The 26044-nt window shown below is 58.5% G+C and carries 24 protein-coding genes; 12 read left to right on the forward strand and 12 right to left on the reverse strand.

Annotation, left to right across the window (positions count from 1 at the left end; all coding sequences use genetic code 11):
* The first annotated feature begins 125 nt into the window (after positions 1 to 125).
* The gene (locus LDN04_RS15410; protein WP_223912596.1) at positions 126 to 995 is read left to right on the forward strand and encodes a methylenetetrahydrofolate reductase; all 870 of its coding nucleotides are present in this window, start codon (positions 126 to 128) and stop codon (positions 993 to 995) included.
* Positions 995 to 1861, forward strand: a complete 867-nt coding sequence (gene galU / locus LDN04_RS15415) for a UTP--glucose-1-phosphate uridylyltransferase GalU (RefSeq protein WP_223912598.1) — start codon at positions 995 to 997, stop codon at positions 1859 to 1861. The genes LDN04_RS15410 and galU overlap by 1 nt, the downstream gene beginning before the upstream one ends.
* A 46-nt stretch (positions 1862 to 1907) precedes the next feature.
* Here the strand turns inward: galU and LDN04_RS15420 are convergent, their stop codons facing one another.
* Both LDN04_RS15420 and LDN04_RS15425 read right to left on the reverse strand, forming a co-directional pair.
* On the reverse strand, positions 1908 to 2771 hold the full coding sequence (locus LDN04_RS15420; RefSeq protein ID WP_223912601.1) for an energy transducer TonB: 864 nt from the start codon (positions 2769 to 2771) through the stop codon (positions 1908 to 1910).
* A 70-nt stretch (positions 2772 to 2841) separates the two neighbouring features.
* Positions 2842 to 3426, reverse strand: coding sequence for a TMEM165/GDT1 family protein (locus LDN04_RS15425; protein WP_223912603.1), 585 nt, complete (start codon positions 3424 to 3426; stop codon positions 2842 to 2844).
* A gap of 380 nt (positions 3427 to 3806) precedes the next feature.
* On the opposite strand from LDN04_RS15425, the gene LDN04_RS15430 reads away from it, so the two are divergent.
* On the forward strand, positions 3807 to 4568 hold the full coding sequence (locus tag LDN04_RS15430) for a TerC family protein (RefSeq protein ID WP_223912605.1): 762 nt from the start codon (positions 3807 to 3809) through the stop codon (positions 4566 to 4568).
* A gap of 41 nt (positions 4569 to 4609) precedes the next feature.
* On the forward strand, positions 4610 to 5545 hold the full coding sequence (locus tag LDN04_RS15435; protein ID WP_223912610.1) for a TerC family protein: 936 nt from the start codon (positions 4610 to 4612) through the stop codon (positions 5543 to 5545).
* On the opposite strand, the gene LDN04_RS15440 is transcribed toward LDN04_RS15435, so the two are convergent.
* A complete protein-coding gene (locus LDN04_RS15440) occupies positions 5542 to 6645 on the reverse strand; it encodes an AI-2E family transporter (protein ID WP_223912615.1) in 1104 nt (367 codons plus the stop codon). The two genes, LDN04_RS15435 and LDN04_RS15440, sit on opposite strands and share 4 nt — an antisense overlap.
* A 27-nt stretch (positions 6646 to 6672) precedes the next feature.
* On the reverse strand, positions 6673 to 7980 hold the full coding sequence (locus tag LDN04_RS15445) for a hemolysin family protein (protein WP_223912618.1): 1308 nt from the start codon (positions 7978 to 7980) through the stop codon (positions 6673 to 6675).
* A 248-nt stretch (positions 7981 to 8228) separates the two neighbouring features.
* Between LDN04_RS15445 and lexA the strand changes: the two genes are divergently transcribed.
* The 3 genes from lexA (at position 8229) to dinB (ending at position 10438) form a co-directional block, all read left to right on the forward strand.
* Positions 8229 to 8840: a transcriptional repressor LexA gene (lexA, locus tag LDN04_RS15450; protein ID WP_223912622.1), complete on the forward strand. Its 612-nt coding sequence runs from the start codon at positions 8229 to 8231 to the stop codon at positions 8838 to 8840.
* A gap of 69 nt (positions 8841 to 8909) precedes the next feature.
* Positions 8910 to 9158 carry a hypothetical protein gene (locus LDN04_RS15455; RefSeq protein ID WP_223912625.1) on the forward strand — a complete coding sequence of 83 codons (249 nt, stop codon included), beginning with the start codon at positions 8910 to 8912 and terminating at the stop codon, positions 9156 to 9158.
* An 11-nt stretch (positions 9159 to 9169) separates the two neighbouring features.
* The gene (dinB, locus tag LDN04_RS15460; protein WP_223912636.1) at positions 9170 to 10438 is read left to right on the forward strand and encodes a DNA polymerase IV; all 1269 of its coding nucleotides are present in this window, start codon (positions 9170 to 9172) and stop codon (positions 10436 to 10438) included.
* 21 nt (positions 10439 to 10459) lie between these two features.
* Here the strand turns inward: dinB and ftsH are convergent, their stop codons facing one another.
* The 6 genes from ftsH to LDN04_RS15490 all read right to left on the reverse strand — a co-directional run bounded on the left by ftsH (position 10460) and on the right by LDN04_RS15490 (position 16907).
* Positions 10460 to 12310: an ATP-dependent zinc metalloprotease FtsH gene (gene ftsH / locus LDN04_RS15465; protein WP_223912639.1), complete on the reverse strand. Its 1851-nt coding sequence runs from the start codon at positions 12308 to 12310 to the stop codon at positions 10460 to 10462.
* On the reverse strand, positions 12310 to 12507 hold the full coding sequence (locus LDN04_RS15470) for a hypothetical protein (protein ID WP_223912642.1): 198 nt from the start codon (positions 12505 to 12507) through the stop codon (positions 12310 to 12312). The genes ftsH and LDN04_RS15470 overlap by 1 nt, the downstream gene beginning before the upstream one ends.
* Before the next feature lie 73 nt (positions 12508 to 12580).
* Positions 12581 to 13486, reverse strand: coding sequence for a CRISPR system precrRNA processing endoribonuclease RAMP protein Cas6 (gene cas6, locus LDN04_RS15475; RefSeq protein WP_223912644.1), 906 nt, complete (start codon positions 13484 to 13486; stop codon positions 12581 to 12583).
* 67 nt (positions 13487 to 13553) lie between these two features.
* The gene (locus tag LDN04_RS15480) at positions 13554 to 14312 is read right to left on the reverse strand and encodes a succinate dehydrogenase/fumarate reductase iron-sulfur subunit (protein ID WP_214176536.1); all 759 of its coding nucleotides are present in this window, start codon (positions 14310 to 14312) and stop codon (positions 13554 to 13556) included.
* Positions 14312 to 16228, reverse strand: coding sequence for a fumarate reductase/succinate dehydrogenase flavoprotein subunit (locus LDN04_RS15485; protein WP_223912647.1), 1917 nt, complete (start codon positions 16226 to 16228; stop codon positions 14312 to 14314). Before LDN04_RS15485 ends, LDN04_RS15480 begins: the two co-directional genes overlap by 1 nt.
* 10 nt (positions 16229 to 16238) lie before the next feature.
* The gene (locus tag LDN04_RS15490; RefSeq protein WP_223912650.1) at positions 16239 to 16907 is read right to left on the reverse strand and encodes a succinate dehydrogenase cytochrome b subunit; all 669 of its coding nucleotides are present in this window, start codon (positions 16905 to 16907) and stop codon (positions 16239 to 16241) included.
* Between the two features lie 536 nt (positions 16908 to 17443).
* Between LDN04_RS15490 and tgt the strand changes: the two genes are divergently transcribed.
* Both tgt and mazG read left to right on the forward strand, forming a co-directional pair.
* Positions 17444 to 18559, forward strand: coding sequence for a tRNA guanosine(34) transglycosylase Tgt (tgt, locus tag LDN04_RS15495; RefSeq protein WP_223912653.1), 1116 nt, complete (start codon positions 17444 to 17446; stop codon positions 18557 to 18559).
* A gap of 32 nt (positions 18560 to 18591) precedes the next feature.
* Positions 18592 to 19389 (forward strand): nucleoside triphosphate pyrophosphohydrolase, encoded by a 798-nt coding sequence (gene mazG / locus LDN04_RS15500; RefSeq protein ID WP_223912657.1) that lies wholly within the window; start codon positions 18592 to 18594, stop codon positions 19387 to 19389.
* Positions 19390 to 19704: 315 nt separating this feature from the next.
* Here the strand turns inward: mazG and LDN04_RS15505 are convergent, their stop codons facing one another.
* Together LDN04_RS15505 and murJ are read right to left on the reverse strand one after the other, a co-directional pair.
* Positions 19705 to 20250: a methylated-DNA--[protein]-cysteine S-methyltransferase gene (locus tag LDN04_RS15505; protein ID WP_223912660.1), complete on the reverse strand. Its 546-nt coding sequence runs from the start codon at positions 20248 to 20250 to the stop codon at positions 19705 to 19707.
* Positions 20247 to 21812, reverse strand: coding sequence for a murein biosynthesis integral membrane protein MurJ (murJ, locus tag LDN04_RS15510; RefSeq protein WP_223912662.1), 1566 nt, complete (start codon positions 21810 to 21812; stop codon positions 20247 to 20249). The genes LDN04_RS15505 and murJ overlap by 4 nt, the downstream gene beginning before the upstream one ends.
* 268 nt (positions 21813 to 22080) lie before the next feature.
* Between murJ and LDN04_RS15515 the strand changes: the two genes are divergently transcribed.
* The 3 genes from LDN04_RS15515 (at position 22081) to LDN04_RS15525 (ending at position 26022) form a co-directional block, all read left to right on the forward strand.
* Positions 22081 to 22674, forward strand: a complete 594-nt coding sequence (locus LDN04_RS15515) for a response regulator transcription factor (protein ID WP_223912665.1) — start codon at positions 22081 to 22083, stop codon at positions 22672 to 22674.
* Positions 22675 to 23061: 387 nt separating this feature from the next.
* Complete coding sequence (locus tag LDN04_RS15520) at positions 23062 to 23934, forward strand: C1 family peptidase (protein ID WP_223912668.1); 873 nt, start codon at positions 23062 to 23064, stop codon at positions 23932 to 23934.
* A gap of 369 nt (positions 23935 to 24303) precedes the next feature.
* Positions 24304 to 26022, forward strand: coding sequence for a hypothetical protein (locus LDN04_RS15525; protein ID WP_223912670.1), 1719 nt, complete (start codon positions 24304 to 24306; stop codon positions 26020 to 26022).
* Positions 26023 to 26044: the final 22 nt, after the last annotated feature.

Genomic DNA, 26044 nt, shown 5'->3' on the forward strand with positions numbered 1-26044 from the left:
GGGATGTTCCAGATAGTCCGGATGGAAATCATTTTTTTTGTTCTTGTCCTGTAAATCCTGTCCATCCTTGCTACTATAATGCAGTTGGTTCTCTCCGCGTCCCTGTGGCAGGTTTTGGTGACTATATGATCTCACGACTCCAGCAAAAACTCGCCTCCGGTCAGTTCGTCATCACCTCTGAGGTCTGCCCCCCCAAAGGGGCCGACTGCGGCGAATTCCTCGGCAAGGCGCGGGTCCTGAAGGGACAGGTTGACGCCATCAATGTCACCGACAACCAGGGGGCCAACATGCGCATCGCCCCCCTGGCGGTGGCGACGCTCCTGGTCCGGGAGGGGATCGAGCCGGTCTACCAGATCACCTGCCGCGACCGTAACCGGATGGCACTGCAGAGCGACCTACTCGGTGCGGCAGCCCTCGGTATCGGCAACATCCTGGCACTCACCGGCGACCACATCTCCTTCGGCGACCACCGGCAAGGAAAGCCGGTCTTCGACCTGGATTCTGTCCAGCTTCTCCAGGCAATCTCCACCCTGGAAAGCGGTTTCGACCTGGCCGGCAACCGGCTCCAGGGTGCTCCAGCCTTCTTCGCCGGTGCCGCGGCGGCACCGGAGGCAGAACCGTTCGAACTGACCCTCTTCAAACTGCAGAAAAAAGCCACCGCCGGGGCCCGTTTCTTCCAGACCCAGGCCATCTTTGACCCGGACCGGCTGGCCGCATTCACCACGGCCGTCAGACCCCTCAGCGTCAAGGTCATCGCCGGCATCATCCTCCTCAAGTCCGCCGGTATGGCCCGCTACATGACACGGCACATCCCGGGGCTCAAGGTGCCCGACCATATAATTGCCGAACTGGAGGAGGCTTCCGACCCGGTCGCCAAGGGAGTGGAAATCGCCTCCCGCCTCGCGGCGGCCGCCCGCCACCACTGCGACGGTATCCATATCATGGCCATGGGGCGGGAAGAGCTGATTCCGGAGATCATCAAGGAGATACGCTGATGCAGATAAAGAAAGCGGTATTCCCCGTGGCAGGGCTCGGCACCCGGTTCCTCCCCGCCACCAAGTCTACCCCCAAGGAGATGCTTCCCCTCATCGACAAGCCGCTGGTGCAGTACGTGGTGGAAGAAGCGGTGGCGGCGGGAATCGAACAGATACTCTTCGTCACCGGCCGGAACAAGCGGGCCCTCGAAGACCACTTCGACATCTCCTTCGAACTGGAAGCGCTCCTCTACGAAAAGGGGAAGGACGTTGAACTCTCCCAGATGCGGCATATCGCCGAAATGGTCAATATCTTCTATGTCCGCCAGAAACAGGCGCTCGGGCTTGGCCACGCCATCCTCTGCGCCCGGGACTTCGTGGGGGACGAGCCGTTCGCCGTCCTCCTGGGAGACGACATAATCGACAGTGAAAAGCCCTGCCTCGGCCAGCTTCTGGAGGTCTACCGGAAATACCGGGGAACAGTCCTCGCCCTGGAAAAAGTGCCGATTGCAAATATCTCATCCTACGGCTGCGTCAAGGCCAACCATATAACCGACCAGGTTTACGAGGTCACCGACCTGGTGGAGAAACCGAAACCGAAGGACGCCCCGTCGGATATGGCCATCATAGGCCGCTACATCCTGACGCCGGACATCTTTCCGATCCTGGAAAAACAGGAGCCGGGCAAGGGGGGGGAAATTCAGCTGACCGACGCCCTCGTCAAACTCGCCGGGGAAGAGGCTATTTATGGCTGTCTGTTCGAGGGTGTACGCCACGACTGCGGCGACAAGCTGGGATTCCTGAAGGCCACGGTCGATCTGGCTTTGAAGCGGGAGGAGTTCAACGGCGAGTTCCGTAAGTTCCTTAAGGAAAAGCTGGCCAAATAAAATGGGGGGGATCCCCCCCTTCAATGTATCTTTCAGTGTGTCCCCGTCAGTGCAGCATGCCGCGACTTCCCCCCCGGGTGATCCCGTACTGGAAAAAGGCGATCAGGTTGAACTGGTCCTTATCGTAACCACGGGGAAAGCCGCCAATCGGCCCGACCATCCGCAGGGTGCGCAGCACCTCGTTGTCCAGAATCCGACTTCCCGAACTTTCGAGTATTTCCACCTTTTCGATCTCTCCACGCCGGTTGAAGGTTATCCTCACCGGCGTAACTCCTTCGATACCGAGCTGTGCAGCCTCCTGGGGATAGCGCCAGACGCCGTAGACCGAGGTCTCGAACCGGCGAAGAAACGACCCGAACATGATGTCGTCGGTGTTGAGGAACCTGGTTTCCCCCTCCGCAACCTCCGGTCCGTATTTCTTCCGGTAGCTCTCTTCCAGGTGCGCCATCCTGTCGGCGCTCGGCAAGAGCTTTGCGAGGTCGGGTCCCGGTTGCGCCTTCGGCTTGAAGACATCCACCCCGCGGGGGGATTCTTTGAGGGGCACGTTCCCCCTTTCCGCCGGCCGACTCTCGCCCCGCTCCTTCCCTGGAGCCTGCCGTGGCATAGAGGGCTGGGCCGGTGCAGACCTGAGCGGCGGGGGGGCTAGCCGGTCCCGCTCCCTCTCTCCCTTGGGGGCAGTCTCCCGGGGAACGCGCCGAAACTGTTCAGCCTGGCGCTGAACTTCCTTCTCATTCCTGGCAGATGGCTGGCTGACGGGGGGGAGGTCCTGGAGATCGATCATTACCGGCTCCTGTTTTGCTACCGTTTTTTTCTCGGGAGCCATGAGGATGACGGCAAAGATCGCCACGTGGAGCAACACGGAGAGGGCAAGCAGGTAGAGGAAGACTTTTTCGATATGTCTGTCGGACATCTGACTCTGCCGGGTCAAGGTGCTATCCCTCCAATGAGGCTAGCGCCGTGATAGTGCACAGCGGATTCCCTCACCCGGCCAGGACCTGGTAGAGGATGACCGCACCGAAAATGAGGAAAAGGGTTCCCGCTCCCCGGTGGATGTGGGCCAGGGGAATGAAGCGGGTCAGCTGCTTGCCGACGAAGATGCCGATCAGGGAAACAGCCCAGAGGGCCAGGGTCGAGCCGGCATATACCGCCAGGAACGATTCGTGCTGGGCCGCCAGACTGGTGGTGACCAGCTGGGTCTTGTCCCCCAGCTCCGCCAGGAGGATCATGAAGAAGGAGATAACCACCGGCCCCCGCCCCGTGAGGCCCCGTTCTTCAGCCTCCTCCTCTTCTTCGTCGAACCCGACGGAGCGCAGCGTGCTTACACCGAAAAAGAGGAACAGGCCGCCGGACACGAGCTTGATCCAGAACAGGGGAAGGAACGCGAACAGCAGCTTGCCAACCAGTACCGCCCCCACATTCAGAAGGGCAAAGGCGAGGGCGATACCGATAAATATCTTTTTCCACGGGTGCTTGGTGGCAAGGGCCATGGCGGTCAACTGGGTCTTGTCACCAAGTTCGGCCAGGAATATAATGCCGAAGGTGCTGAAAAACACGGCCATATCCACAAGTTTCCTCCTGAGTTACTCCCGGGATGGTAAAAGATTAAACCGCAAATTGCAAGGCCGGATTCCCCCCGAACTGACGAACCGGCAATTTCCTGTTGACAGGCTGGAGTTGTAGCGGGTATCATCCCCGAAGCAATAAAGGGGAGTAGCAATCGGCCGGAGAAATGGTCGACCCGACGCCCGTCAAGACGGTGGCAACACCCGGGCCCGGGGCACAGGACGTGATCCTTCGCATGCAAGACCTTTATCCAGGGCGGATTCCGCGCCATGGGTAAAGGTCTTTTTTTTGTTCGTAGGGGCTGAAACCCATCGTTACCGGGGATCCGGCCGAGCGATTCGGTGTATGTTCCTGAATAAATTCAGGTTATCGAGGTATCTACATGGAATGGTTGACGGATCCACAGGTCTGGCTGGCCCTTGCCACACTCACCGCACTGGAAATCGTCCTCGGCATCGACAACATCATCTTCATCTCCATCCTGGCGGGAAAACTCCCTCACCATCAGCAGGAGAAGGCAAGGATCATCGGTCTTGGCCTGGCGCTCATCACTCGGGTGGCACTCCTCTTCTCCCTCACCTGGCTCATGGGACTGACCACACCCCTTTTTTCGCTCCGCAACTGGGAGATATCGGGGCGTGACCTCATCCTCATCACAGGGGGGCTCTTCCTGCTGGGGAAAAGCACGCTGGAAATTCACGAGAAGCTGGAGGGCGAGGAAGGGCACTCGTCCGCCCGCGCGGCCGCATCGTTTGTCGGTGTCCTCGTCCAGATCATGCTGCTGGACATAGTCTTCTCCCTCGATTCCATCATAACCGCCCTGGGGATGGCCAACCGGCTGGCGGTCATGGTAGCGGCCGTCGTGCTGGCGGTGGGGTTCATGATGCTTTTTGCCGGCAAGATTAGTGCCTTCGTCGACCGGCACCCGACCATCAAGGTGCTCGCCCTCTCCTTCCTCATCCTCATCGGTGTTGCCCTAGTGGGAGACGGTCTTGACATGCACATACCGAAAGGGTACATCTACTTTGCCATGGCATTCTCCGTCATGGTGGAGATGCTGAACCTGCGACTCCGTGGCAAAGGGACGCCGGTCAAGCTGCATCAGCCCTATGTGGTCGAACCCGGTCATGACGTCAAGGGATAAGGGAAACCACTCACTTTAACCAACCGCAGGGAGTAACCGTCATGACTTCGCAAACCATGCTCTGGCTCGGCTTTGGCGCCATTATCACCGTGATGTTCGTCCTCGACCTGGGGATATTCAACCGCAAGAGCCACGCCATCAGTTTTCGCGAGGCCCTTGCCTGGACCCTCGTCTGGGTTTCCCTGGCGCTCGCCTTCAACGTCTGGATCTATTTTTCCATGGGGCCGACCAAGGCGCTGGAGTTCTTCACCGGTTACCTCATCGAGGAGTCCCTGTCGGTTGACAACCTGTTCGTCTTCATCATGATCTTCGGCTATTTCCACATTACCAAAGCACACCAGCCCAAGATCCTCAAATGGGGAATCATCGGCGCGCTCCTGATGCGGGCGGTCTTCATTCTCGTCGGGATCGAACTGATCGAGCGGTTCCACTGGATGATCTACGTGTTCGGCGGAATTCTGATTTTCACAGGGATAAAGATGGCGTTCGGCGGGGAAGAGAAGATCGAACCGGAAAAGAACCTGCTGGTGCGTCTGGTGCGAAAATTCGTCCCGATCACTAAAAGGATCAGGGGCGACCGGTTTTTCATCAATAAGGGGGGGATTCTGGCCGCCACCCCCCTTTTCCTGACACTGCTGGTAGTCGAATCGAGCGATGTCATCTTCGCCGTAGATTCAATCCCGGCGGTACTGGCGGTAACCCGCGACCCGTTCATCGTCTACACCTCCAACGTTTTCGCCATCATGGGGCTCAGGTCCCTCTACTACCTGCTGGCTAACGTCATGGAGATGTTCGCCTACCTGAAACTGGGGGTCTCCTTCATCCTTGCCTATGTGGGGGGGAAAATGCTTCTGACGGACATCATCCACGTGCCCGTCTATTTCTCCCTCGGTGTCATCATCGGTACCCTCACCCTGGCCATCCTTACCTCCATCACCCTCGCTCCGCAAAAAGGGCACAAGTCGCACACCCCCTAATTCCCGTCATTCGTCCCCGGGGTTTCCGGCTCCGCCGGCGACCCCGGGAAGAGTTCCTCCCGGCAGATATCGAACAGAGCCATGAACAGCGCCAGGATGACCGGTCCGGTGACGATGCCGATGAAGCCGAAGGTGATCACCCCTCCGAGCGCCCCGATGATAGTCATCAGGAACGAGAGATTTGCCTTTCCAGCGGTAAGGATGGGGCGGATAAAGTTGTCAATGGAGCCGACCACAATCACCCCCCAGAGTACGAGTACAACCGCCATGGTCGTCTCCCCCTGCACGAAGAGGTAGAGGGCGCCCGGCCCCCAGATCAGGGCGGTTCCCACCGCGGGAATCAGGGCACAAAAGGCCATCAGGGCACCGAACAGGGCCGGCGACGGGAGTCCGGTAAACCAGAAACCGACACCGCCAAGCGCCCCCTGGATGAGGCAGGTCACGAGCAACCCGAAGACCACCGCCGAAACCACCTTCCCCAGGGTATCTTCAAGCTTTTTCCGGTGTGCCTCGCTCAAGGGGATCACGGACCAGAACCGCTCCTGGAAGCGCCGCCCGTCACGGTAGATGAAGAAAAGAACTACCAGCATGATGATAAGCATGAAGACGAAAACGAACAGGTTGGCAATCATCCCCGTTGCATAGTCGAGAAAGGACGCCGCGAGCTTCTTGGCAGCCGGAATGATGGTCCCCTCCATGTCGATTCCCAGGGGTTTCAGGTACGGCCAGATGCGATCAATTAACGGCGCAATGGCAGGATGATGGGCGACCCTCTCCAGCATGGCCCCACTCCCCCCTTGGGATGTGGCCGTCTCCAGGTACTGGTAGGCAACCACCCCCTGCTGGACAAGGAAGAACGCGAGCCCGACAAAGGGAATGACCAGTGTCAGCACTATGCCCACCGTCATGACGGCTGCCGCCACCGTCTCCCGGCCCCGAAGGCGCCGATGCAACTTTTCGTAGAGCGGAAAGGTGACAATCCCGAGAATCATCGCCCACCCGAGGGGGACGAACATGGGTGAAAGAAGCTTGAACACCAGCGTGGACGCCAGGGCAAGCAGAAAAAACGTCACCAATGCAAAAAAAATCTTGCGGTCCATCGAGCCCTCCAGCCCAATCACTTCGGATTACTGATCATTACGTACTTCACTGATCCGCACCTTGACGATGGCCGTTTTCTTCACCTCTTCACAGGTAAGGAGATACTGCTGCCAGACCAGCACTTCCCCTTTTTCGGGGAACCGGCCGAGTTCCGCCAGGATGAGCCCGGCCAGGGTATCGTAGGGGAGGTCATCCTCCATCTTTATGGAGAGCAGGTCTTTCAGGTCGCTTATGGATATCAGGGCGTCCACCACCAGGCTGCCATCGGGAAGCTTCTGCACCCGCCGCGGTTCGCCAATGTCGTGTTCGTCCTCGATTTCCCCCACCAGTTCTTCCAGCAGGTCCTCGGTAGTGACCAGGCCGCTGATCCCCCCGTATTCGTCCACCACAAGCGCCATGTGCACCCGGTTGCGTTGCATCTCTTTCAAGAGCTCGTTGACCTTTTTCCCCTCCGGAACATAGAACGGCGGACGGGTTATGGTGGTAATGTCAAAGTGGGGATCACTCACCATCCGCCCGAGGAAGTCCTTGCCGTGGATGAACCCAACGATGTTCTCGATGCTGTCGCGAAACACGGGATAGCGGGAATACTGGTTATCGAGAATGAAGCGGAGCATCTCCTCTCGGGAAAGCTCAAGGTCGAGGGCTGCCATCCGGGTGCGGGGGACCATCACCTCCCGCACCGCGGTATGGGTAAAGTCGAAGATGTTCTTGATGTACTCATGCTCCGTGGCACTGAACACCCCGGTTTCATGCCCTTCGGCCACAATATGCTGCACCTCTTCCCGCGTGATGAACGCCCGCTTTTCCCCCTTGATCCGCATAATCCGGAAGACCGCCCTGCTGGAGAGCGTCAGGAATGAGACGGCAATGCCACCGACCCGCTCCAGCAGGTTGATAGAGCCTGCAACCCGGAGAGCCACGGTGTCGGCATACTGCAGACCGATGGTTTTGGGGACCAGTTCACCGAGAACCAGAGAGAAATACGATACAATGACAACCACGACGGTGACCGAGATGGGCTCGGCGGCATTCCGCACCATGGTGGAAGATGCCGTTAGCAGGAACGGTTTCAGGTGTTCAACGGCAATGATTCCGCCAACCGCCGAAGCCGTTGAACCGACGACCGTCACCCCGATCTGCACGATGGCGAGCAAACGATGAGGGTCTTTCTGAAGCCCTTGCACCACCTCCGCCCGCTTGTCTCCACTCTCCACCAGCTGGGCGACCTTGCTCTTCCGGATGGAAATGATGGCAAATTCCGAACAGGCGAAATAGCCGTTGATAACGATAAGAACCGCAATGATGATGCATTCCAGCAGGACGGTATCCAAATCTCCTCCACAGGCAGTAAAAAACAACCGGGGACATGGTGCGCCACACCACCACAGTTGACTTGATGCATGCCAGTCCATTCTCGCCGCAGAAACCGCGATTGTCAACTGTTTGTAGCGGTGTTCCATGCCGCTCTCGGCAAAACTCCCCCTTGACAGGTTGAACTTCTGTCGCTACAATTTGGTTGTCATTTGACAACCACTGCTCCACACAAGCCAGATGTAAACCGTGCTCAAAGGAGTACCGGATGGGACCACTTACCCCCCGCCAACAGAAGGTTCTCAATCACATCACCGCCAGCCTGGAAAGGCGCGGCTACCCACCCACCCTGCGGGAGATCGCCGCCCACCTCGGAATAAACGGCACCCTCGGCGTGATGAAGCACCTGGAAGCCCTGGCCCGGAAGGGATTCATTCGGCGGGAGCCGGGAGATTCCCGGGGCATCGCCCTGGCCCGACCGGCGATGGCCGCCGCCGTCTCCCTCCCCATCGTGGGAGTGGTGAGGGCCGGCCTCCCCCAGCCTGCCATGGAGGAGATCGAGGGGTATTTCGCCATCGATCGCGAACATACCCGGTCGGGAGGAGCTTTTTTTCTGCGGGTCAGGGGGGACTCCATGATCAACGCCGCCATCCTGGAGGGGGACCTGGCCCTGATCCGTCCCCAGGCGACGGCGGAAAACCGGGACATCGTCGTTGCCATGGTCGACGGCGAGGCCACCCTGAAAAGGTTTTACCGGGAAAAGGGGCACATCCGCCTGCAACCCGAGAACCCCAACCTGTCGGCGATCATCGTTCGGGATGGAGAGGGAGAGGTGAATATTATCGGCAAGGTGGTGGGAATCTACCGGCCGTTGGAATGAGGAGCGCAAAGGACAAATGGTAACGGGTGCTGTTGTTCACCTTTCACTATTCACCTTTCACCGTTGACCATGATGCAAAAAATTGGGGAACATATTCGGGTGGCCGTCATCTTCGGGCCGGGGGACTGCATCAGACCGGTCTGGTTCGACTGGCGCCGGCACAAATACGAAATCCTGCAGGTCACCTCCAGCTGGGAGGAACGACAGGGAGCTGCCACCGTTTTCCACTTCGCTGTCAGCGATGGGGCAACCCTCTTCGAGCTGACCTACAACGCCATGGCCCATGCCTGGAGGCTGGCTACGGTAGACGTGCAATGACAGGGGAGTCAATGGCAGAAAACAACCCGTTCACACACCCACATGCGCGGATCCACGATCGCACCATCCTTCACCTGGACATGAACGCCTTCTTCGCCTCGGTGGAGCAACAGACAAACCCACACCTCCGGGGCAAACCGATCGCCGTCATCGGCGCGGCGGGGCGGACCGTCATCCTGACCGCCTCCTATGAGGCGCGCGCCTTTGGGGTCAAGACCGGCATGCGGGTCCATGAGGCGAAGGAGGCCTGCCCCGGCCTCATCCTGGTTACTACCAACAACCGGATCTACACCCATATCTCCCGCAGCATCATGGCCATGCTCCACGATTTCACCCCGCTGGTGGAGGTGTTTTCCATCGACGAGGCATTCCTCGACCTTACCGGCTCACTTCGGCTGTTCGGCTCGGGGGAGCAGGTCGCCCACCTCATGAAAGCCCGTATCCGGCACCACTTCGGCCTCACCTGCTCCGTCGGCATCGCCCCCAACAAGCTCCTCGCCAAACTCGCCTCGGAGATGAAAAAACCGGACGGGCTTACCATCATCCGCCCGGAAGAGATACCGCATCTCCTGGAACGGCTCCCCGTCAGGGAGTTGTGCGGCATTGGCGCCACCACCCAGCGCGCCCTGGCCCGTTACGGCATCGCGACCTGCGGTGAGCTGGGGCGATTTCCGGTTGATATCCTCACCCGGCACTTCGGCGTCATCGGTGAACGTCTCCACCGGATGGGGCTCGGGGAGGACGACTCCCCGGTGGTACCGGCGGCGGAGGCGGAAGAGGTCAAGTCAGTCGGCCACAGCACCACATTCGACCGGGACATCGAGCGGCGGAACGATATTCTCCGCTGGCTCCTGCAGCTGGCCGAGATGGTCGGCCGGCGGGCCAGGCGACATGGAGTCCTGGGAAAAACCGTCACCCTCACGGTCCGCTACGCCGATTTCACAACCTTCAGTCGTCAGACCACCCGCCGTGCTTACACAAACCGGAGCGACGAGCTCTACCGGACGGCAGTGGAACTCCTGGACAGTATCAGCCTCGCCCAGCCGGTCCGGCTCCTGGGGGTGCGCATCACCAACCTCTGTTACCAGGGTGAACAGCTCCCCCTGTTCGGGCCGGAGCGAAAAAAAGCCCTGGCCACCTGTGCCATGGACAGTGTCAACAACCGTTACGGGGAGTTTGCCGTCACCTTCGGGAGCCTCGTTGACGGCGAGGAAAAGGGTTCGAGGGTCATTTCCCCGGCCTGGCGGCCGGAGGGGATACAACGGGTCGAGGTGGAATAGTCTGGTAGAGTCAGGGGAGGGTCACGACGTAGAGAGTATCTCGTCCACCCGTTTCCCGTCAAGGGTCTCTTCCTCAAGAAGCGCCTTGGCCAGGGCATCGAGTTTGGGACGACTGGCAACCACCAGCCCTTCCGCCTTTACTTCCGCTTCCTTGATGATGGCAGCTATCTCCTGATCGATCACCCAGGCCATCTGCTCGGAGAAACTCTTTTCCTCCGCCAGCTTCCGGCCGAGAAAAGGATGCTCCTCGCCGCGGGAAAAGGTCATGGCGCCGATCTTGTCGCTCATCCCCCACTGGCAGACCATCTTCTCCGCCAGATCCGTCACCATCTTCAGATCGCTCTGGGCACCGGAAGAAAGATCGTTGAATACCAGCCGTTCGGCAACCCTCCCCCCCAGCGCCACGCAGATGCGATTCACCAAATATGCCTTGGGGTAGTGGTAACGGTCGTCCTCGGGGAGCTGCTGGGTCACACCCAAGGCCATGCCGCGCGGTATGATGGTAACCTTGTGGATCGGATCGGTGCCAGGAAGGAGTTTCGCCACCAGGACATGACCCGCCTCGTGATAGGCGGTGATGCTTTTTTCCTGGTCGGAGATGAACATCTTCCGTTCACCACCCATCAGGATCTTGTCCTTCGCCTTCTCCAGGTGGGACATGGTGACGACCGGCGCATTTTCGCGGGCCGCCTGGATGGCCGCCTCGTTCACCAGGCTTTCCAGGTCGGCGCCGGTCATTCCCGGTGTCCCCCGGGCGATGACGGCCAGGTCCACGTCCCGGTCCATGGCAATCTTGCGGACGTGAACCTTGAGGATCTGTTCCCGGTCACGCCAGTCGGGGCGATCGATCACTACGTGCCGGTCGAACCGGCCCGGCCGGAGAAGGGCCGGATCGAGCACATCCGGACGGTTGGTGGCGGCAAGCACGATCACCTCGTCATGGGAGTCGAAGCCATCCATTTCCGAGAGGAGCTGGTTAAGAGTCTGCTCCCGTTCGTCATGGCCGCCCCCAAAACCGGCCCCCCGGCTCCGCCCCACCGCATCGAGTTCGTCGATAAAAACGATGCTCGGTGCCGACTTCTTGGCATTGGTAAAGAGATCCCGGACCCGGCTCGCGCCGACACCGACAAACATCTCGATGAACTGGGACGCGGAGATGGAGAAGAACGCCACCTCCGCCTCACCAGCAACCGCCCGGGCCAGGAGGGTCTTTCCCGTACCCGGCGGTCCCACCAGCAGCACCCCTTTGGGGACCTTGCCGCCGATCCGTTGGAATTTCTTCGGGTCCCGGAGGAACTCGACGACCTCTCGCAATTCCTGCTTCGCATTCTCCATGCCGGCAACATCGTCAAAGGTGACCTTGACCTTATCCCCCGCGTCGTACATCCGTGCGCCGGACTTGGCAAAACCTCCCAGCATGGCTCCCGGCCCCTGCCCTTTCATCCCCCGCATCGCAAACCACCATATCCCAAGGATGAGGAGCCACGGGAGGAAACTGAACAGAACGGCGACATAGGGGGAACTTTCGGTAGACAGCGCGACAATTTCAACCTTTTTCGTCGTCAAATCGTCCATCAGGTGCGGATCGGCAATGGCCGGCATGGTGGTGGAGAAGGCCGTCACCTCGCGCGTCGTCTGCTTCCCCTGCACCACAACAGGAACGGCGACCTTGGTGCGGAACTCACCCTTGATGGACGCGCCTTTGAGCGTGACCTTCCCAATATTGTCGGCGGTCAACTCTTGGCGAAAGCGGCTGTAGCTGATTTCGGCGCCACGTTCCGCAGACTGCTGCAGGATCATGCCGTAGAACAGGTTGAAAAAAACCGCCAGCACCAGCATGATCAGCAACGGTTTCCAGAAAGTCGGACCCATCAGTGCGACCCTTTCTCCTCAGCCTCCGGCAGGTTGTCAAGCTTTGCCAATTGTCGACTGTCGTCACTCAACAGGCTGTTCAGCTCCTGCATCTCCTTGATGCGGCGGCTCGCCTTCCTGGTGTCGCTCTTTACACTGTCGAGCTTTTTCCTGACCGCTATAACACATTCAGTAATCGTTTCAGACCGCTTTTTCACGCATCTCCCGCCTTCCTGGTACGCGCCCGTCCATGCAACGAGGTTTCTCACGTAAGTTTAACCGCAGATAGGGCTAAGACAAGTCTCCGGACGACTTTTCCAGCCGGAAGGCCCCATAACCGTATGCTGCCCCCTTTCCGCACTGCAGGTACTCACCGAGGAGAAGAAACGGATGAAATTCGCTCAGGTCACCACGGAAGGTGCCGCTCCCCACGATGCCGCCATGCTTACCGGCATCTCCCTGCCAATAAAAATCTCCGTCCGTGCAGCTGACGTGCAGGCTGCGCTCCGCAAGCCATCTGAAATCAAGACCGGTTTCATGGCCGCCATAATAATAGGCGAGAGACGTAATGCGCCTGAACAGACAGCGAACCAGGGAAGAAAACGTCAGCTCGCGAACCGGTTTCCCGCCGCTCAAAAGCCGCAAGGGGGTAACGATGCGCAGCTTTACTTCGTCCGCGGCAAGGGTGCCTATCTGTTGAATACCTTCTGCGGAAAGGAGGATCAGGTTCTCGTCACACACCCTTTTCCCCAGTTCCCAGAAAAGGGTACGCGCCCCATAGTAATCAACGGTGTCAGCCCTGAGGGGCACGGCGGTGTACCTGCCCGCCGGTCCGAAACGGCTGAATGCGCAAGCAAGAGCGTCCAGGTAGAAGGACACATCCTGGATGGCAGCCCCGACCAGGGTCAGGGAAATCTCCACCTGCCCCCCCCGATTCGGGGGTGACGGCAATAACGGTAGAGAAAAGGCAAACGGCAGGGGTGGCTTCTGGTGGCGCCTGACAGCAGCAGGGTCGGTACTGAGTGACTGGGAAAAGCTGCGAGAGTAAGGACATTCTGTATCGTGCGTCCCCTCGCACTTGCTGGTGCGGCGAAAAGCCTCCGCAAAACAGGAATTGAGTCCGAACAGGGCCAGAGGGTCGGCAATGTCCGAATCCAGGCGCAGGGTTATGACCAGCCTGACAAGATTGAACTCCACGACACCTCCCACAAAAAAAGGGCAGAGATTCGCATCCCTGCCCTTTCCATTCATACCATTTTCATGCCTATGATGCCAGGGACTTCAGATACTCCCTGTTCAGTTTGGCAATGAACTTCACGTTGACCCCCTTGGGACAGGCGGCCTGACATTCGTAGTGGTTGGAGCAGTTGCCGAAACCGCACTCCTGCATGGTTTCCAGCATGTTCTTGACACGCTCGGCAGCCTCCGCCTTTCCTTGCGGCAGGGCGGCCAGTTGGGCCACCTTGGCACTGGTGAAGAGCATGGCCGAGCTATTGGGGCATGCTGCAGCGCAGGCCCCGCAGCCGATGCACTCGGCTGCATCCATGGCGTAGTCGGCATCCGGCTTGGGAATCAGCACGGCGTTGCCGTCGGGCACTCCACCGGTATGGCAGGAAGTGTATCCACCCGCCTGGATGATGGTGTCGTATGCACTGCGGTCGACCACCAGATCCTTGTGGATCGGGAAGGCCTTGGCGCGCCACGGCTCGATATAAATCGTGTCACCGTCCTTGAACTTGCGCATGTGCAGCTGGCAGACAGTGGTCCGCTCCTGGCCGCCGTGGGGAACACCATTGATCACCTGGGAGCACATGCCGCAGATCCCCTCGCGACAGTCGTGATCGAAGACGATCGGCTCTTTCCCGGACTTGATGAGGTCTTCGTTGACCACGTCGAGCATTTCGAGGAAGGAGTGGTGTTCGGTGATTCCCTTGGCGGTGTAGGTTTCGAACTTCCCAGGGGCATTCGGCCCCTTCTGCCGCCAGACAATAAGAGTCAATGTCATGGTCTTGTGATCGCTCATTATTTATAACTCCTTACCGCAAGATGTACGTTCTCGAACTTGAGCGGCTCTTTGTGCAGCTCGGGCTCCTTGCCGTCCCCTTTGTACTCCCAGGCGCCGACGTAGCAGAAGTTGGCATCGTCACGCATGGCCTCGCCGTCCTCGTACTGGTGTTCCACGCGGAAATGGCCGCCGCAGGACTCTTCGCGATGATGGGCATCACGGCAGAGGAGTTCGCCGAACTCGAGGAAGTCGGCGGTACGACCGGCGTTCTCCAGGTCCTGATTGAGCTCGGCACCGGTACCGGTAACCTTGACGTTCTTCCAGAACTCCTCGCGCAATGCAGGGATCTTTTTCAGGTTGGTTTCCAGGCTCTCTTTGCTGCGGGCCATGCCGCAGTTTTCCCACATGAGCCCGCCCAGTTCGCGCATGAACTCGGCAACCGTCTTCTTGCCGTTGATGGAGAGTAGCTTGTTCGCGTAGCCGTTGACATCTTCCACCGACTTCTTGAACTCGGGATTTGCCGTCGTGACCGTTCCCGGCTTAACCGTGGCGAGGTAGCCGCCGATGGTGTAAGGGATGACGAAGTAGCCGTCGGCCAGACCCTGCATGAGGGCGGAAGCGCCGAGACGGTTGGCCCCGTGGACCGAGAAGTTCGCTTCACCGAGCACGAAGAGCCCCGGGATATTGCTCTGGAGGTTGTAGTCAACCCAGAGACCACCCATGGAGTAGTGGGGAGCCGGGTACATGCGCATCGGCCGTTTGTAGCCGTTCTCGTCGGTGATCTTCTCGTACATCTCGAAGAGGTTGCCGTAGCGCTCGCGGATGGTGCTCTCGCCGAGGCGTTTTATGGAATCGGAGAAGTCGAGATAGACGCCACGGCCACCCGGTCCGACGCCACGGCCGTCGTCACACTGCTCCTTGGCAGCGCGGGAGGCGATGTCGCGGGGTGCCAAGTTGCCGAAGGAGGGGTACTTCCGCTCCAGATAGTAATCCCGGTCTTCATCGGGTATCTCGCTGGGATGCTTGCCCAGGTCTTCCTTCTTCTTCGGCACCCAGCAGCGGCCGTCGTTACGGAGCGACTCGGACATGAGGGTCAATTTGGACTGGTAATCGCCGGCCTGGGGAATACAGGTCGGATGGATCTGTGTGTAGCAGGGGTTGGCGAAGAATGCCCCTTTCTTGTACGCCTTCCAGTTTGCGGTGACCGAGCACCCCATGGCGTTGGTGGAAAGGTAGAAGACGTTCACGTAACCGCCGGTGGCGAGGCAGACGGCGTCGGCCGCATAGGACTCGATCTCGCCGGTGATCAGGTTACGGCAGGTAATCCCCTTGGCAACACCGTCCACCACGACGAGGTCGAGCATCTCGCGGCGGTTGTACATCTTCACCGTGCCGGCTTTGATCTGGCGGGAAAGGGCGGAATAGGCGCCGAGGAGCAGCTGCTGACCCGTCTGGCCCCTAGCATAGAATGTACGGGAAACCTGAGCACCACCGAAGGAGCGGTTATCAAGGTAGCCGGAATAGTCACGGGCAAAGGGAACGCCCTGGGCAACGCACTGGTCGATGATGTTGTTGGACACCTGGGCAAGGCGCCAGACGTCGGCCTCACGGGCGCGGAAGTCGCCACCCTTGATGGTGTCGTAGAAGAGGCGATAGATGGAGTCGCCATCGTTAGGATAGTTCTTGGCGGCGTTGATCCCCCCCTGGGCGGCGATGGAGTGGGCGCGGCGGGGCGAATCCTGGTAGCAGAAAGCCATGACGTTGTAGCCGAGTTCACCGAGTGAAGCAGCAGCGGCGCCACCGGCAAGGCCGGTACCCACCATGATAACGGTGTACTTTCTCTTGTTGGCGGGATTCACCAGCTTCAGATCGAAGCGATGCTTGTCCCACGTTTTTTCAATGGGTCCGGTTGGACATTTTCCGTCGAGTATCACTATATACCCCCTAACCTTTCAGAATGCCGGTAAAGATGAACAGCGGAATGGATGCATAGCCGACCAACAGGACAACGGCGACAACCTTGCCTATCGTGCTGATCACCGGCCGGGTGCATGCGTTGTTCCACCCCATGGTCTGGAAGAAGCTCTGGACACCATGGGACAGATGGAGGAAGAGAGCGATCATGGCGCCTATGTAGATAAAGGCGATGATCCCCTGCTGGAAGCTGCCGGTCACCATGGCATAGACGTTAAAGCGTCCGACTGCGTCGATCCCCTGGGATATCTCCGGGTTGGTGACGCGAACCGTGAAGTGGAGCAGATGATACACGACAAATGCCGCCATGAGGAGGCCGGTCCAGATCATGTTCTCGCTCGAGAAGGTAGCCTCAAGCTTGTTGTTGACCGCGTACTTCTGGGGGTTGGCCGTGTTGTTCTCCAGCGTGAGCAGGGTACCAAAGATGACATGGACGCCGAAGAACGTCAGCATGGCAAGGCGGAAAACCCAGACAAACGGCCCAAGATCGTGGAGATGCTTGGCATAGGCGTTGAGCCAGTCAGCCCCGACGAATATCGTCGAGTTCCCCAACAGATGGACGATGACGAAAAGGACCATGAGCTGGCCGGTGATCGCCATCAGGATCTTTCTACCTACAGTGCTTTTGAGTAGTTGCATGTTTTCATCCCTTTTGTGTTTATTATTCGCCTTTGGGTTCTACCGGGACCGAACTTCGCCGGCCAACCGGTTCCGAACATTCCGAGTCTGCAGTCACAGGAATCAGGGGCAATCATTCCCGATCTGCCTTCCGGGCAGTTCGTTCTGGCCCGGGGGTGCCCGCCATTCGTTATGAGTCTGCATCGTCCCTACTCCTCCTTGAGATGGATTTCATGGTAGTTCACATGCAAACGAGCCTATAAATTAAATTGTCCTAATTTGCTATAATGTATACTGTATACTAAACGTCGTTATATCAAAATGCAATAAGAAATTAACGGGAGCACAGGGATTCTTTCTCCTCTCTCCATCGGCTTGCCCGCCATGCAACGACCGGCCGGCAGCCCCAGCGGCAGTTGCAGACAAAGGAGCATTGCAATCGGGCAGCTTTTCTGATACAAAAAGTGGTTTCGTCTCAGATACTTAGCAGCGACAACAGGAATAAACATTTCTTAATCCAAGGGGGTTTTTATCATAAATTCCCGGGAAAAGGCACTATGAAATTTACGCTCAAGAAGAAGGATGCCACCAGCGGCGCCCGGCGGGGAACCCTCACTACCCCCCATGGTACCATCGAAACCCCCATATTCATGCCGGTCGGCACCCACGCCGCCATGAAGGCCATGACCCCCGTTCAGGTAAAGGAGTGCGGTGCCCAGATCATCCTCAGTAACACCTATCACCTCCACCTCCGTCCTGGTGAAGGGCTGGTGGAGAAAGCCGGGGGACTGCACCGGTTCATGGCCTGGGACAGCCCTATTCTCACCGACTCCGGCGGGTTCCAGGTATTCTCCCTCCCCAACAAGCGTATTACGGAAGATGGAGCCTACTTCAAACACGAAATCACCGGCGAAGAGGTATTCCTCGACCCGGCTCGGGCCATGGCGATCCAGGAATCGCTGGGGGCGGACATCATCATGGCCTTCGACGAGTGCATCCCCTATCCCTGCGACAAGCGGTACGCTGAACAATCAACCCGCAAAACCATCCGTTGGGCGGAACAGTGCAAAAAGGCCCATACCCGCAAGGATCAGGCCCTGTTCGGCATCGTTCAGGGGAGCGTCTTCGAGGACCTGCGCGCCCTCTGCGCCCGTGAACTGGTCGCCATGGACTTCCCCGGCTACGCCATCGGCGGGGTTTCTGTCGGCGAAGGGCTGGAGCTGCTGAAGAAGGTGGTCGCCATGACCGCCCCCTTTCTCCCCGAGGACAAGCCCCGCTACCTCATGGGGGTGGGGCTCCCCGAGGACATCCTGGAAAGCGTAGAGCGGGGGATGGACATGTTTGACTGCGTCATTCCCACCCGCTATGCGCGAAGCGCCACCCTGTTCACCAATCGCGGTCGCATCCGTCTCACCAACAAGAATTACCGGCGTGACTTCTACCCGGTTGACCCGACCTGCAGCTGCTACACATGCCGAAACTTCACCCGGGCCTACCTCCACCACCTCTTCAACGCCAACGAGGTCCTCTCGGCCATCCTCGCCAGTATCCACAACGTCCATTTTTACCTCACCATGATGGCGGATATCCGCAGGTCAATCGAAGAGGACCGGTTCAGCGAGTTCAAGCGGACGTTCCTGGAAGGTTACCTGAAAGGCGAAAAGAAAAAATAGTGGGGCGGACGTTCCCCTTGAGGAGATACCACATGCAGAATGAAACGGCCGGCTTCGACCGCCTTCTGGAAATCATGCGCCGCTTGCGCGCCCCCGGAGGGTGCCCCTGGGACGCGGAGCAGACCCACGACAGCCTCAAACGCTACCTGCTGGAGGAGTGCTACGAGGTGATCGAGGCCATCGACGCCGGTTCACCGGAGATGCTCAAGGAAGAGCTGGGGGATCTGCTCCTCCAGCCGATCTTCCACGCCGCCATCGCCGAGGAGCGGGGCGAGTTCACCATGGACGATGTCATCGCCGCCATCTGCGACAAGCTGGTCCGCCGCCACCCCCACGTTTTCGGCGACCTGGAGATCAGGGACAGTGCGGCCCAGGTGGAAAACTGGGAGAAGATCAAGAAGGCGGAGAAGGGGGAAGAGCGCCGCTCCGCGCTGTCTGGTGTCCCCCCCCATCTCCCTGCCCTCATGAAGGCCCACAAAATTACGGAGAAGGCCGCCCGGGTCGGTTTCGACTGGAGCCGCACCGACGAGGTATTCGCCAAGGTACTGGAAGAGTTGCACGAATTCGAGGAGACCATGCTGGAGGGCGACCAGGAACGGATGGAGGCGGAACTGGGAGATCTCCTGTTCTCCATCGTCAATCTCGGCCGGTTTCTCGCACTCAACCCGGAGGAAGCACTGCGCAAAACCATTGCCCGCTTCGCCCGGCGGTTCGAACATATCGAGACGACACTCCACGCCAGGGGGATACAGCTGACGGAAGCAACCCTGGAGCAGATGGAACAACTCTGGCAGGAGGCCAAGAGGCGGGAGCGGGCGTCAGAGGAATGACGCTCAGCGGGGAAAAGCCCTTTACTAAACGGAAATGTTACAGGTTTTCACACCTGTAACCGATTCTCCACAATAGCTGTGGATAAACTGTGAACAACGGTGTGGAAAATGAGATAAAGAAATAAAGGTATAAACGGTTTTTGCGTTCTGCCTATTTTGTGTGCAGCTTTTTTAACCCTGTAATATCAATAATATACAACATATTGCCAGTTACTCGCACAGTATGTCACCGAACCAATCTGTTATGGATTAATATATTAACATGAGATACGGACCCGGTGTGTAGTAAGCACCGAAATCTTTCCACCTGCCTCTTCAAAATTCACCAGTTTTCCCCTGTTCCATCTCCAGTAGCCATTTTTTTGACGCCACCCCTCCCGGTGCCGAATAGCCGGTGAGCGCGCCTGCAGCCCCGACCACCCGGTGACACGGGATCACGATGGGGAGCCGGTTGGCTGCCATGGCCGAACCGACCCCGCGCGCAGCCTGGGGACGCCCCAGGCGGGCAGCCACCTCACCGTAGGTTCTTGCCGCACCGTAAGGGATGGCCGCCACCACCTCATAGACAGCGGTCTGGAATTCGGTACACCCCCCCAGGTCGAGGGGGATGGCAAACAGGACCCGTTCTCCGGCGAAATACCGCCGCAGGAGCTCGGCAGCCTCCCGCGTAACCCGGTTCTCCGCAAGAGCCAAGGGGTAAAGGTCGGACATTTCGGCCAGCAGTTCCCCTTTCCCTTTTCCATCAAAGGGGAGAAACACCTCCAGGACTCCCGCCTCGCTTGCCACCACCGCACCTGTTCCAAGGGACGTTTCATACAGTGAACGGTATTTCCCTGCTGCGGGATTTCTCCTCCTGTTCATCGCTTCAACCTCCTTCGAACAAGATTGACTGCATCCTGCGCTTCATCTATGCGCAGAAGATGCGCCGTTACCATGAAAATACCCATCCCTGCCAGTATTGTCCCCCCGAGTACCCACCCCTTCATGAGTTTGTGGCCGGCCAGAGACCAGTCGATCAGCCCCATACCCCAGCCTACAGTCAATGCCATGGGAACCGATGCCAGAAGGGTCTTGCCTCCGGTCAAAAAAACCCGCCGGCCGCCGAAGGGACCGATCTTGCGGCGCAGATAATAGAGGAGCATGGCCATGTTGCAAAAGGCGGAGAGAGATGAAGCCAGCGCCAGCCCCCCATGCAGAAGAGGTCCCATGAGGAGGAGACTGAAGAGGAAGTTGAGGAGAAAGGCAACGAACGCCGTCACTACGGGGGTGCGGGTATCCTGTTGGGCGTAGAATGCGGGGACAAGAACGCGCACCATCGCCACAAAGGAGAGCCCCATGGAGTAATAGACGAGCGCCACGGCGCAGTTGACCGCCTTCGCGTAGTCGAATTCCCCCCCCATGAAGAGGAGGCTGAAGATAGGGGTGGCGCAGACCGCCAGTCCCGCCATGGCGGGGATGGTAACGAACAGGGTCAGGCGCAGACCGAAACCGAGTGACTCCTTCAGTTCCCCCATCTCCCCGGCGGCAGCCTGCCTGCTCATGGAGGGAAGGACCGCCTGGGCCACGGAGACGGTGAATATACCCTGGGGAAACTCGAAGAGGCGCTGGGCATAGTAGAGATAGGAAACGCTCCCCTGGGGGAGGAGGGAGGCGAGGATGTTGCCGACCGTCAGGTTCAGGTAGTAGACCCCCACCCCGAATACCGATGGTCCCATGAGAAGTGCGATCTTGCGCATTCCGGGGTGGTGCAGGTCGAAACGAGGGCGGAGGATAAATCCCTTGCGGTAGAGGGTAGGAAGCTGAAGGAGGAGTTGGAGTACCCCCCCCACGAGAACGCCCACCGCCAGGGCAACGATCGGCACCTGGAAGCTCTGGTGGAGAAATACGGCGCAGACGATCATGGCAAGGTTCAGGAACACGGTGGAGATGGCAGGGGTGAAGAAGTGTCGTACCGTGTTCAGTATTCCCATGCAAAGGGCAACCAGGCTGACGAAGAAGATGTAGGGGAACATGAGCCGGTTGAGAAACACTGTCAATTCCATTTTGTTCGGGAAGGCCTTGAAACCGGGAAACATGAAGGCAACGATCTGGGGTGAGAAGATGATCCCCAGAAGGGTAATGAACGCCATCACGATGGTCAGGAGAGTGAAGCAGATGTTGGCCAGTTCCCGCGCCTCCTCCTCCCCTTTCCGCGTGTACCATTCGGAGAAAGTGGGGACGAAGGCGGAGGTGAGGGCACCCTCGGCGAAGAAGCGGCGGAGCATGTTGGGTATCTGGAAAGCGGCGAAAAAGGCGTCGGTGGCAAGTCCGGCGCCGAACAGGCGCGATACCACCATGTCCCGCACCATTCCCATGATGCGCGACAGCACCGTGGCAAAACCCAGCACCCCGGCGGCCCGGGCTATGTTCTTCTTTTCCGACATGGTATCCCCTGAAACGAAGTGCAACCAAGGGAGGTTATTACCATAATCCTCGGTTCAAGTGGTATTTTTTTCACAGTTTCACCTGGGAGAACGATACCTCTAACATTAGACGAAATAAATATTTTACTTGAATTAATGATTTCAGCAGGTTATATTCACCAGCACCTTCTGACCCCCTTTTCCGGCGAGCCCGCCGCACCGTCAGGCTCCGCCGTGCAGATATATAGTGAGAAAGGCAGCTATGGACAGACAGCCGACCCTACCCCGGATGAACATCGTGGTAAACCTCAGCAGCAAACTCCTCAACGAGGCGCTGAAAGGGCTCCTGGCCCAGGACAAGGATGTCTGCCAGACGATTACGGTATACACTTCCGATTCCGCCGTTGGCTTTGTTCCCGACAAAGTTCTCGTCGATGCCACCACCCTCGACCATCTCTTTCCGCCGGAGTGGGACGGTGCAAACATCATCCTCATCGACACCGGGCTGGCCGAGGAAGAAGTGATCCGGCTCCTCTTGTCCCATAAACTTGACGGCGTCATCTCCACGTGGGCCGGTATCGACCTCTTCAGAAAGGCACTGCAGGCAATTCATGGCGGGCAGGTCTGGGTCGACAACAGGAAGCTCAAGGCCATGCTCCATCACCGCCCTGCATCGCTTCCCCCCCATCCTTCCCAAAGCCTGAGCAGAAAAGAGCGGGAAATCGTGCTCCTCGTAGCCGAAGGGCAGAGAAACCGGGAAATCGCAGACCAGCTCTGCATCAGCGAGCAGACGGTAAAGACCCATCTCAGTCGCATTTTCAAGAAAGCCCATGTCACCAGCCGCTCCCAACTGGTTCCCCTCGCCCTGAAATACAAGCTGTAACCCCTTCACCCATTCTCGTTATTCCTTCCCTACCGAGACAAAAGCTCCACGTTCGTATTAACCCGGCAGGTTAATCATTCCGACCGTGAAATAAATGGCCGTTCGGCGGATTGTCCCCACACCATCACCACACTACAATGTTGACGCCTTTAACGAGTCGTCAAGACTCAATGCTACGCGGCGCACCGTCATGTTAAACAACAAAAGAGCCGACAGTAGGGTCTCTGTCGGTAGTTTGGTTCGTATGCCCACATGGTACATCGAGATGAAAATCTTCGTATCTGACAGTTATGAATTCTGCGTTCTCTGCATGCACAACGCAAATAGCGGCAAGAGAACCTGCAATCCGGCACATTGCCGAGAAACCCACAGGAAGGAGAATTGACAATGGATGACATTTTGGGAATGGGATGGGTCCGAGACTATCCGGACCTGCGGGACTTCACTCCGGAACACGAAAGTATCAAAGCACTGCAAAGCAGGGTCAAGGCCGCGGGGGGGAAAACGGTAAAGCTGGCAGCTTCTGTCGATCTGCGACCCTGGTGCCCTCCGATCGAGAACCAGCTCAATCTCGGCTCCTGCACCGCCAATGCCGGCGTAGGGATGTACGAATATTTCGAGCGGCGTTCCTTCGGCAAACATCTGGACGCGTCGCGACTTTTCCTCTACAAGGTGACCAGGAACCTGCTCGGCTGGACAGGCGACACCGGTGCCTACCTGAGAACGACCATGGGAGCGCTCGCGCTCTTCGGCACACCGCCGGAAAAATTCTGGCCGTACAACGTCCCCGACTTCGATAAGGAACCGAGCGCCTTCTGCTACGCCTATGCCCAGAATTACCAGGCGCTCCAGTACTACCGCCTTGACCCTCCCGGCACTACCCCTGTAGCATTTCTCAACACCATAAAGAACTACCTCGCGGCCGGCTATGTTTCCATCATCGGCTTTACCGTCTACAACTCCTATAACCAGGCAGCAACAACAGGCAAGATACCTTTCCCCGTCCGGACCGACAAGGTGGTCGGCGGACATGCCATCGTCATCGTTGGCTATGACGACACCATGAAGATCAAGAACACCAATCCGGGCGGCGTTGAAACCACCGGAGCCCTGTTGATCCGCAACTCGTGGGGAACAGGATGGGGTGCCGGGGGATACGGTTGGCTCCCCTACGACTACATCCTCAAAGGGCTTGCGGTGGACTGCTGGTCCATGCTCAAGGGAGAATGGGCGGACAGCGGACAGTTCGGATTGCCTTGACCATTGCGGTCAAGCGATATCGTGGCACGAGCATAACTAAAAACGGGTTAACTCAACGGGTTAACCCGTTTTTAGTTATAAAAAATACCCTTTCGTCCTCTTGTCTGCACACCATATGTTTGTTTTGCTAAATGCCTGGCACACAAGAGTTGGGAGACGGCCGGAACTGCTTTCACTTCCTGTAAGGGCGAATCCATCGGCCTGGTCATACAGAGGGTCTCTCAACAGCGCGAAACCCGTGCCTTGAACAACAAAAAGCGCATGAGAAAAGCTCGTGAGGGATACACGGCGATGCCGGCTGACCGACCTCCAAGGCCGGAGCCACGGAGTGGGATACCCACCGACAACGGGAGATGACAGGGAGAAGAGATGGAACGACGTACGATTATCGTCGGAGTGCACGGCATCGGGGACCAGAGTTCCTTCGAGACGATTCAGGCCATCGCCCGCCAGGTCTGCAAGTTTTATCAGGCGCCGGGGGCTATCCCCCTGGGGCGGTTCCAACCGTCAAGAAACACTCCTGCACCACCCCCTTTCTTCCCCCAAAACCCGCCAGACCCACTGCTCCCCCACCCCATCGGCTTCGCCGAAGTTTACTGGGCCGATATCCCGCGCTGCGTGGCGAAAAGGGGATACACCCTGGAGGAGGCAAAACGGTGGGCAAAGACCATCGTTGACCGCCTCCGTTTGAACTACCCCGGCAGCTTCACTCCCCGGGATTACCGGACCATCAAGCGGGTCCTGGAGGAGATGATCGACACCATCGCCGTGCTGGAGCGGCTCCTCTTCCTGGCGGACAAGGCGGGGCTCTTCCGCTTCGACTTGAAAAAATTGCTCGACGATTACCTCGGGGACGTGCAACTCGTGACCGAATTCACGCTTCACCGGCAGAAAATCCTCGACCGCTTTTTCGTCACCATGGAGGGGATTCACACCGCCGACCCCGACGCGGAGATCCAGATCGTCTCACACAGCGAGGGGACGGTGGTCACCTTCCTCGCCCTCCTGGAAGCCATGTGCGCAGATCCGGCGAGCCGCCCCGCCTGGCTTTCCCAAGTACGGGGGCTCATGACCATCGGCTCCCCCATCGATAAACACCTCCTCCTCTGGCCCGAGCTCTGGCGCCCCCTCGAAGGGATACAGTGGAACCCGCGACCGGAAGAGCGGATCAGGTGGCTCAACTATTACGACTACGGCGATCCCGTAGGATTCATGCTCGACACCGCCCGTCTCTGGTTGGAACTCCACGGCGGCACCGGCTTCGCCTTTGGCGAGGGGGACGATTTCGGCTACAGCAGGTACTATCTCCCCGGCAAGGCCCATATGGACTACTGGGACGATGATTACCTCTTTGGTCATTTCCTGAGCAGAATCGTCGCTCCGGTGCCGTCGGAAAAGCGCTACGAAGCGCGCCCGAAAAACGCCCCCGGCGCCAGACTGGCAACCTATCTGGTTCCCTATGCCGTCATCGCCATCCTCCTTTTCGGAGCGGTCTACCTTCTGTACAAGAGCGTCGCATCCTGCATTGTCACCGAAACCGCTCCGATGGCAATCATCCGGGACATTACCGGTATCTCCCTGCTCCTGGCGGGAATCACAGTTTCGGCCCGCATCCCGCGGCTCACCCGCAAGCGGAGTCTCTACCTGGTCGGGCCGGCCCTCTTTCTCGGCGCAGTGCTCCTCTACCCCCTTCTTGTCAGCGAAGGGCTACGACAGCGCCTGGGGGAATTCTTCGTCCCCCTCGGCATCGATCCTACTTCCGGAGTGCTCATCCTAGCCACCGCCATCCTCACCCTCACCACCCTCATAGGCGGCGCATTCCCGAAGGGGGGTATGAAACCACTGCTCATCGGCGGCGGATGCGCCGTATCAGCCATCGTCGCCGCAGTTGTTTCGGGAGATGCGGACCACAAGGCAGTGTGGCCGATCTTCCCGGCCGCGGCGGCGTTTCTTTACCTCTGGTGGCTGGCGGCGCTCCTCTTCGACCTGACCTTCGTCTGGCAGCGCTATATCCGCCAGGCAAAGGGGATTATTCACCTCAACAAGCTCTATCGGGCCCGTACTGCTGCAGCATCGGCGCAGAAATAATCGAACCGTCAAAGGGAGCCGG

Origin of the sequence: Geobacter sp. AOG1 (genome assembly GCF_019972315.1) — a bacterium.
In the GTDB taxonomy this organism is placed as follows: domain Bacteria; phylum Desulfobacterota; class Desulfuromonadia; order Geobacterales; family Geobacteraceae; genus Geomobilimonas.

What these genes read in the sequence shown, in the direction of transcription:
- LDN04_RS15410 (WP_223912596.1), top strand. Translation starts at nt 126, where the DNA reads ATGATCTCACGACTCCAGCAAAAACTCGCCTCCGGTCAGTTCGTCATC.
- galU (WP_223912598.1), top strand. Translation starts at nt 995, where the DNA reads ATGCAGATAAAGAAAGCGGTATTCCCCGTGGCAGGGCTCGGCACCCGG.
- LDN04_RS15420 (WP_223912601.1), bottom strand. Translation starts at nt 2,771, where the DNA reads ATGTCCGACAGACATATCGAAAAAGTCTTCCTCTACCTGCTTGCCCTC.
- LDN04_RS15430 (WP_223912605.1), top strand. Translation starts at nt 3,807, where the DNA reads ATGGAATGGTTGACGGATCCACAGGTCTGGCTGGCCCTTGCCACACTC.
- LDN04_RS15435 (WP_223912610.1), top strand. Translation starts at nt 4,610, where the DNA reads ATGACTTCGCAAACCATGCTCTGGCTCGGCTTTGGCGCCATTATCACC.
- LDN04_RS15440 (WP_223912615.1), bottom strand. Translation starts at nt 6,645, where the DNA reads ATGGACCGCAAGATTTTTTTTGCATTGGTGACGTTTTTTCTGCTTGCC.
- lexA (WP_223912622.1), top strand. Translation starts at nt 8,229, where the DNA reads ATGGGACCACTTACCCCCCGCCAACAGAAGGTTCTCAATCACATCACC.
- LDN04_RS15455 (WP_223912625.1), top strand. Translation starts at nt 8,910, where the DNA reads ATGATGCAAAAAATTGGGGAACATATTCGGGTGGCCGTCATCTTCGGG.
- dinB (WP_223912636.1), top strand. Translation starts at nt 9,170, where the DNA reads ATGGCAGAAAACAACCCGTTCACACACCCACATGCGCGGATCCACGAT.
- ftsH (WP_223912639.1), bottom strand. Translation starts at nt 12,310, where the DNA reads ATGGGTCCGACTTTCTGGAAACCGTTGCTGATCATGCTGGTGCTGGCG.
- LDN04_RS15480 (WP_214176536.1), bottom strand. Translation starts at nt 14,312, where the DNA reads ATGAGCGATCACAAGACCATGACATTGACTCTTATTGTCTGGCGGCAG.
- LDN04_RS15490 (WP_223912650.1), bottom strand. Translation starts at nt 16,907, where the DNA reads ATGCAACTACTCAAAAGCACTGTAGGTAGAAAGATCCTGATGGCGATC.
- tgt (WP_223912653.1), top strand. Translation starts at nt 17,444, where the DNA reads ATGAAATTTACGCTCAAGAAGAAGGATGCCACCAGCGGCGCCCGGCGG.
- mazG (WP_223912657.1), top strand. Translation starts at nt 18,592, where the DNA reads ATGCAGAATGAAACGGCCGGCTTCGACCGCCTTCTGGAAATCATGCGC.
- LDN04_RS15505 (WP_223912660.1), bottom strand. Translation starts at nt 20,250, where the DNA reads ATGAACAGGAGGAGAAATCCCGCAGCAGGGAAATACCGTTCACTGTAT.
- murJ (WP_223912662.1), bottom strand. Translation starts at nt 21,812, where the DNA reads ATGTCGGAAAAGAAGAACATAGCCCGGGCCGCCGGGGTGCTGGGTTTT.
- LDN04_RS15515 (WP_223912665.1), top strand. Translation starts at nt 22,081, where the DNA reads ATGAACATCGTGGTAAACCTCAGCAGCAAACTCCTCAACGAGGCGCTG.
- LDN04_RS15520 (WP_223912668.1), top strand. Translation starts at nt 23,062, where the DNA reads ATGGATGACATTTTGGGAATGGGATGGGTCCGAGACTATCCGGACCTG.
- LDN04_RS15525 (WP_223912670.1), top strand. Translation starts at nt 24,304, where the DNA reads ATGGAACGACGTACGATTATCGTCGGAGTGCACGGCATCGGGGACCAG.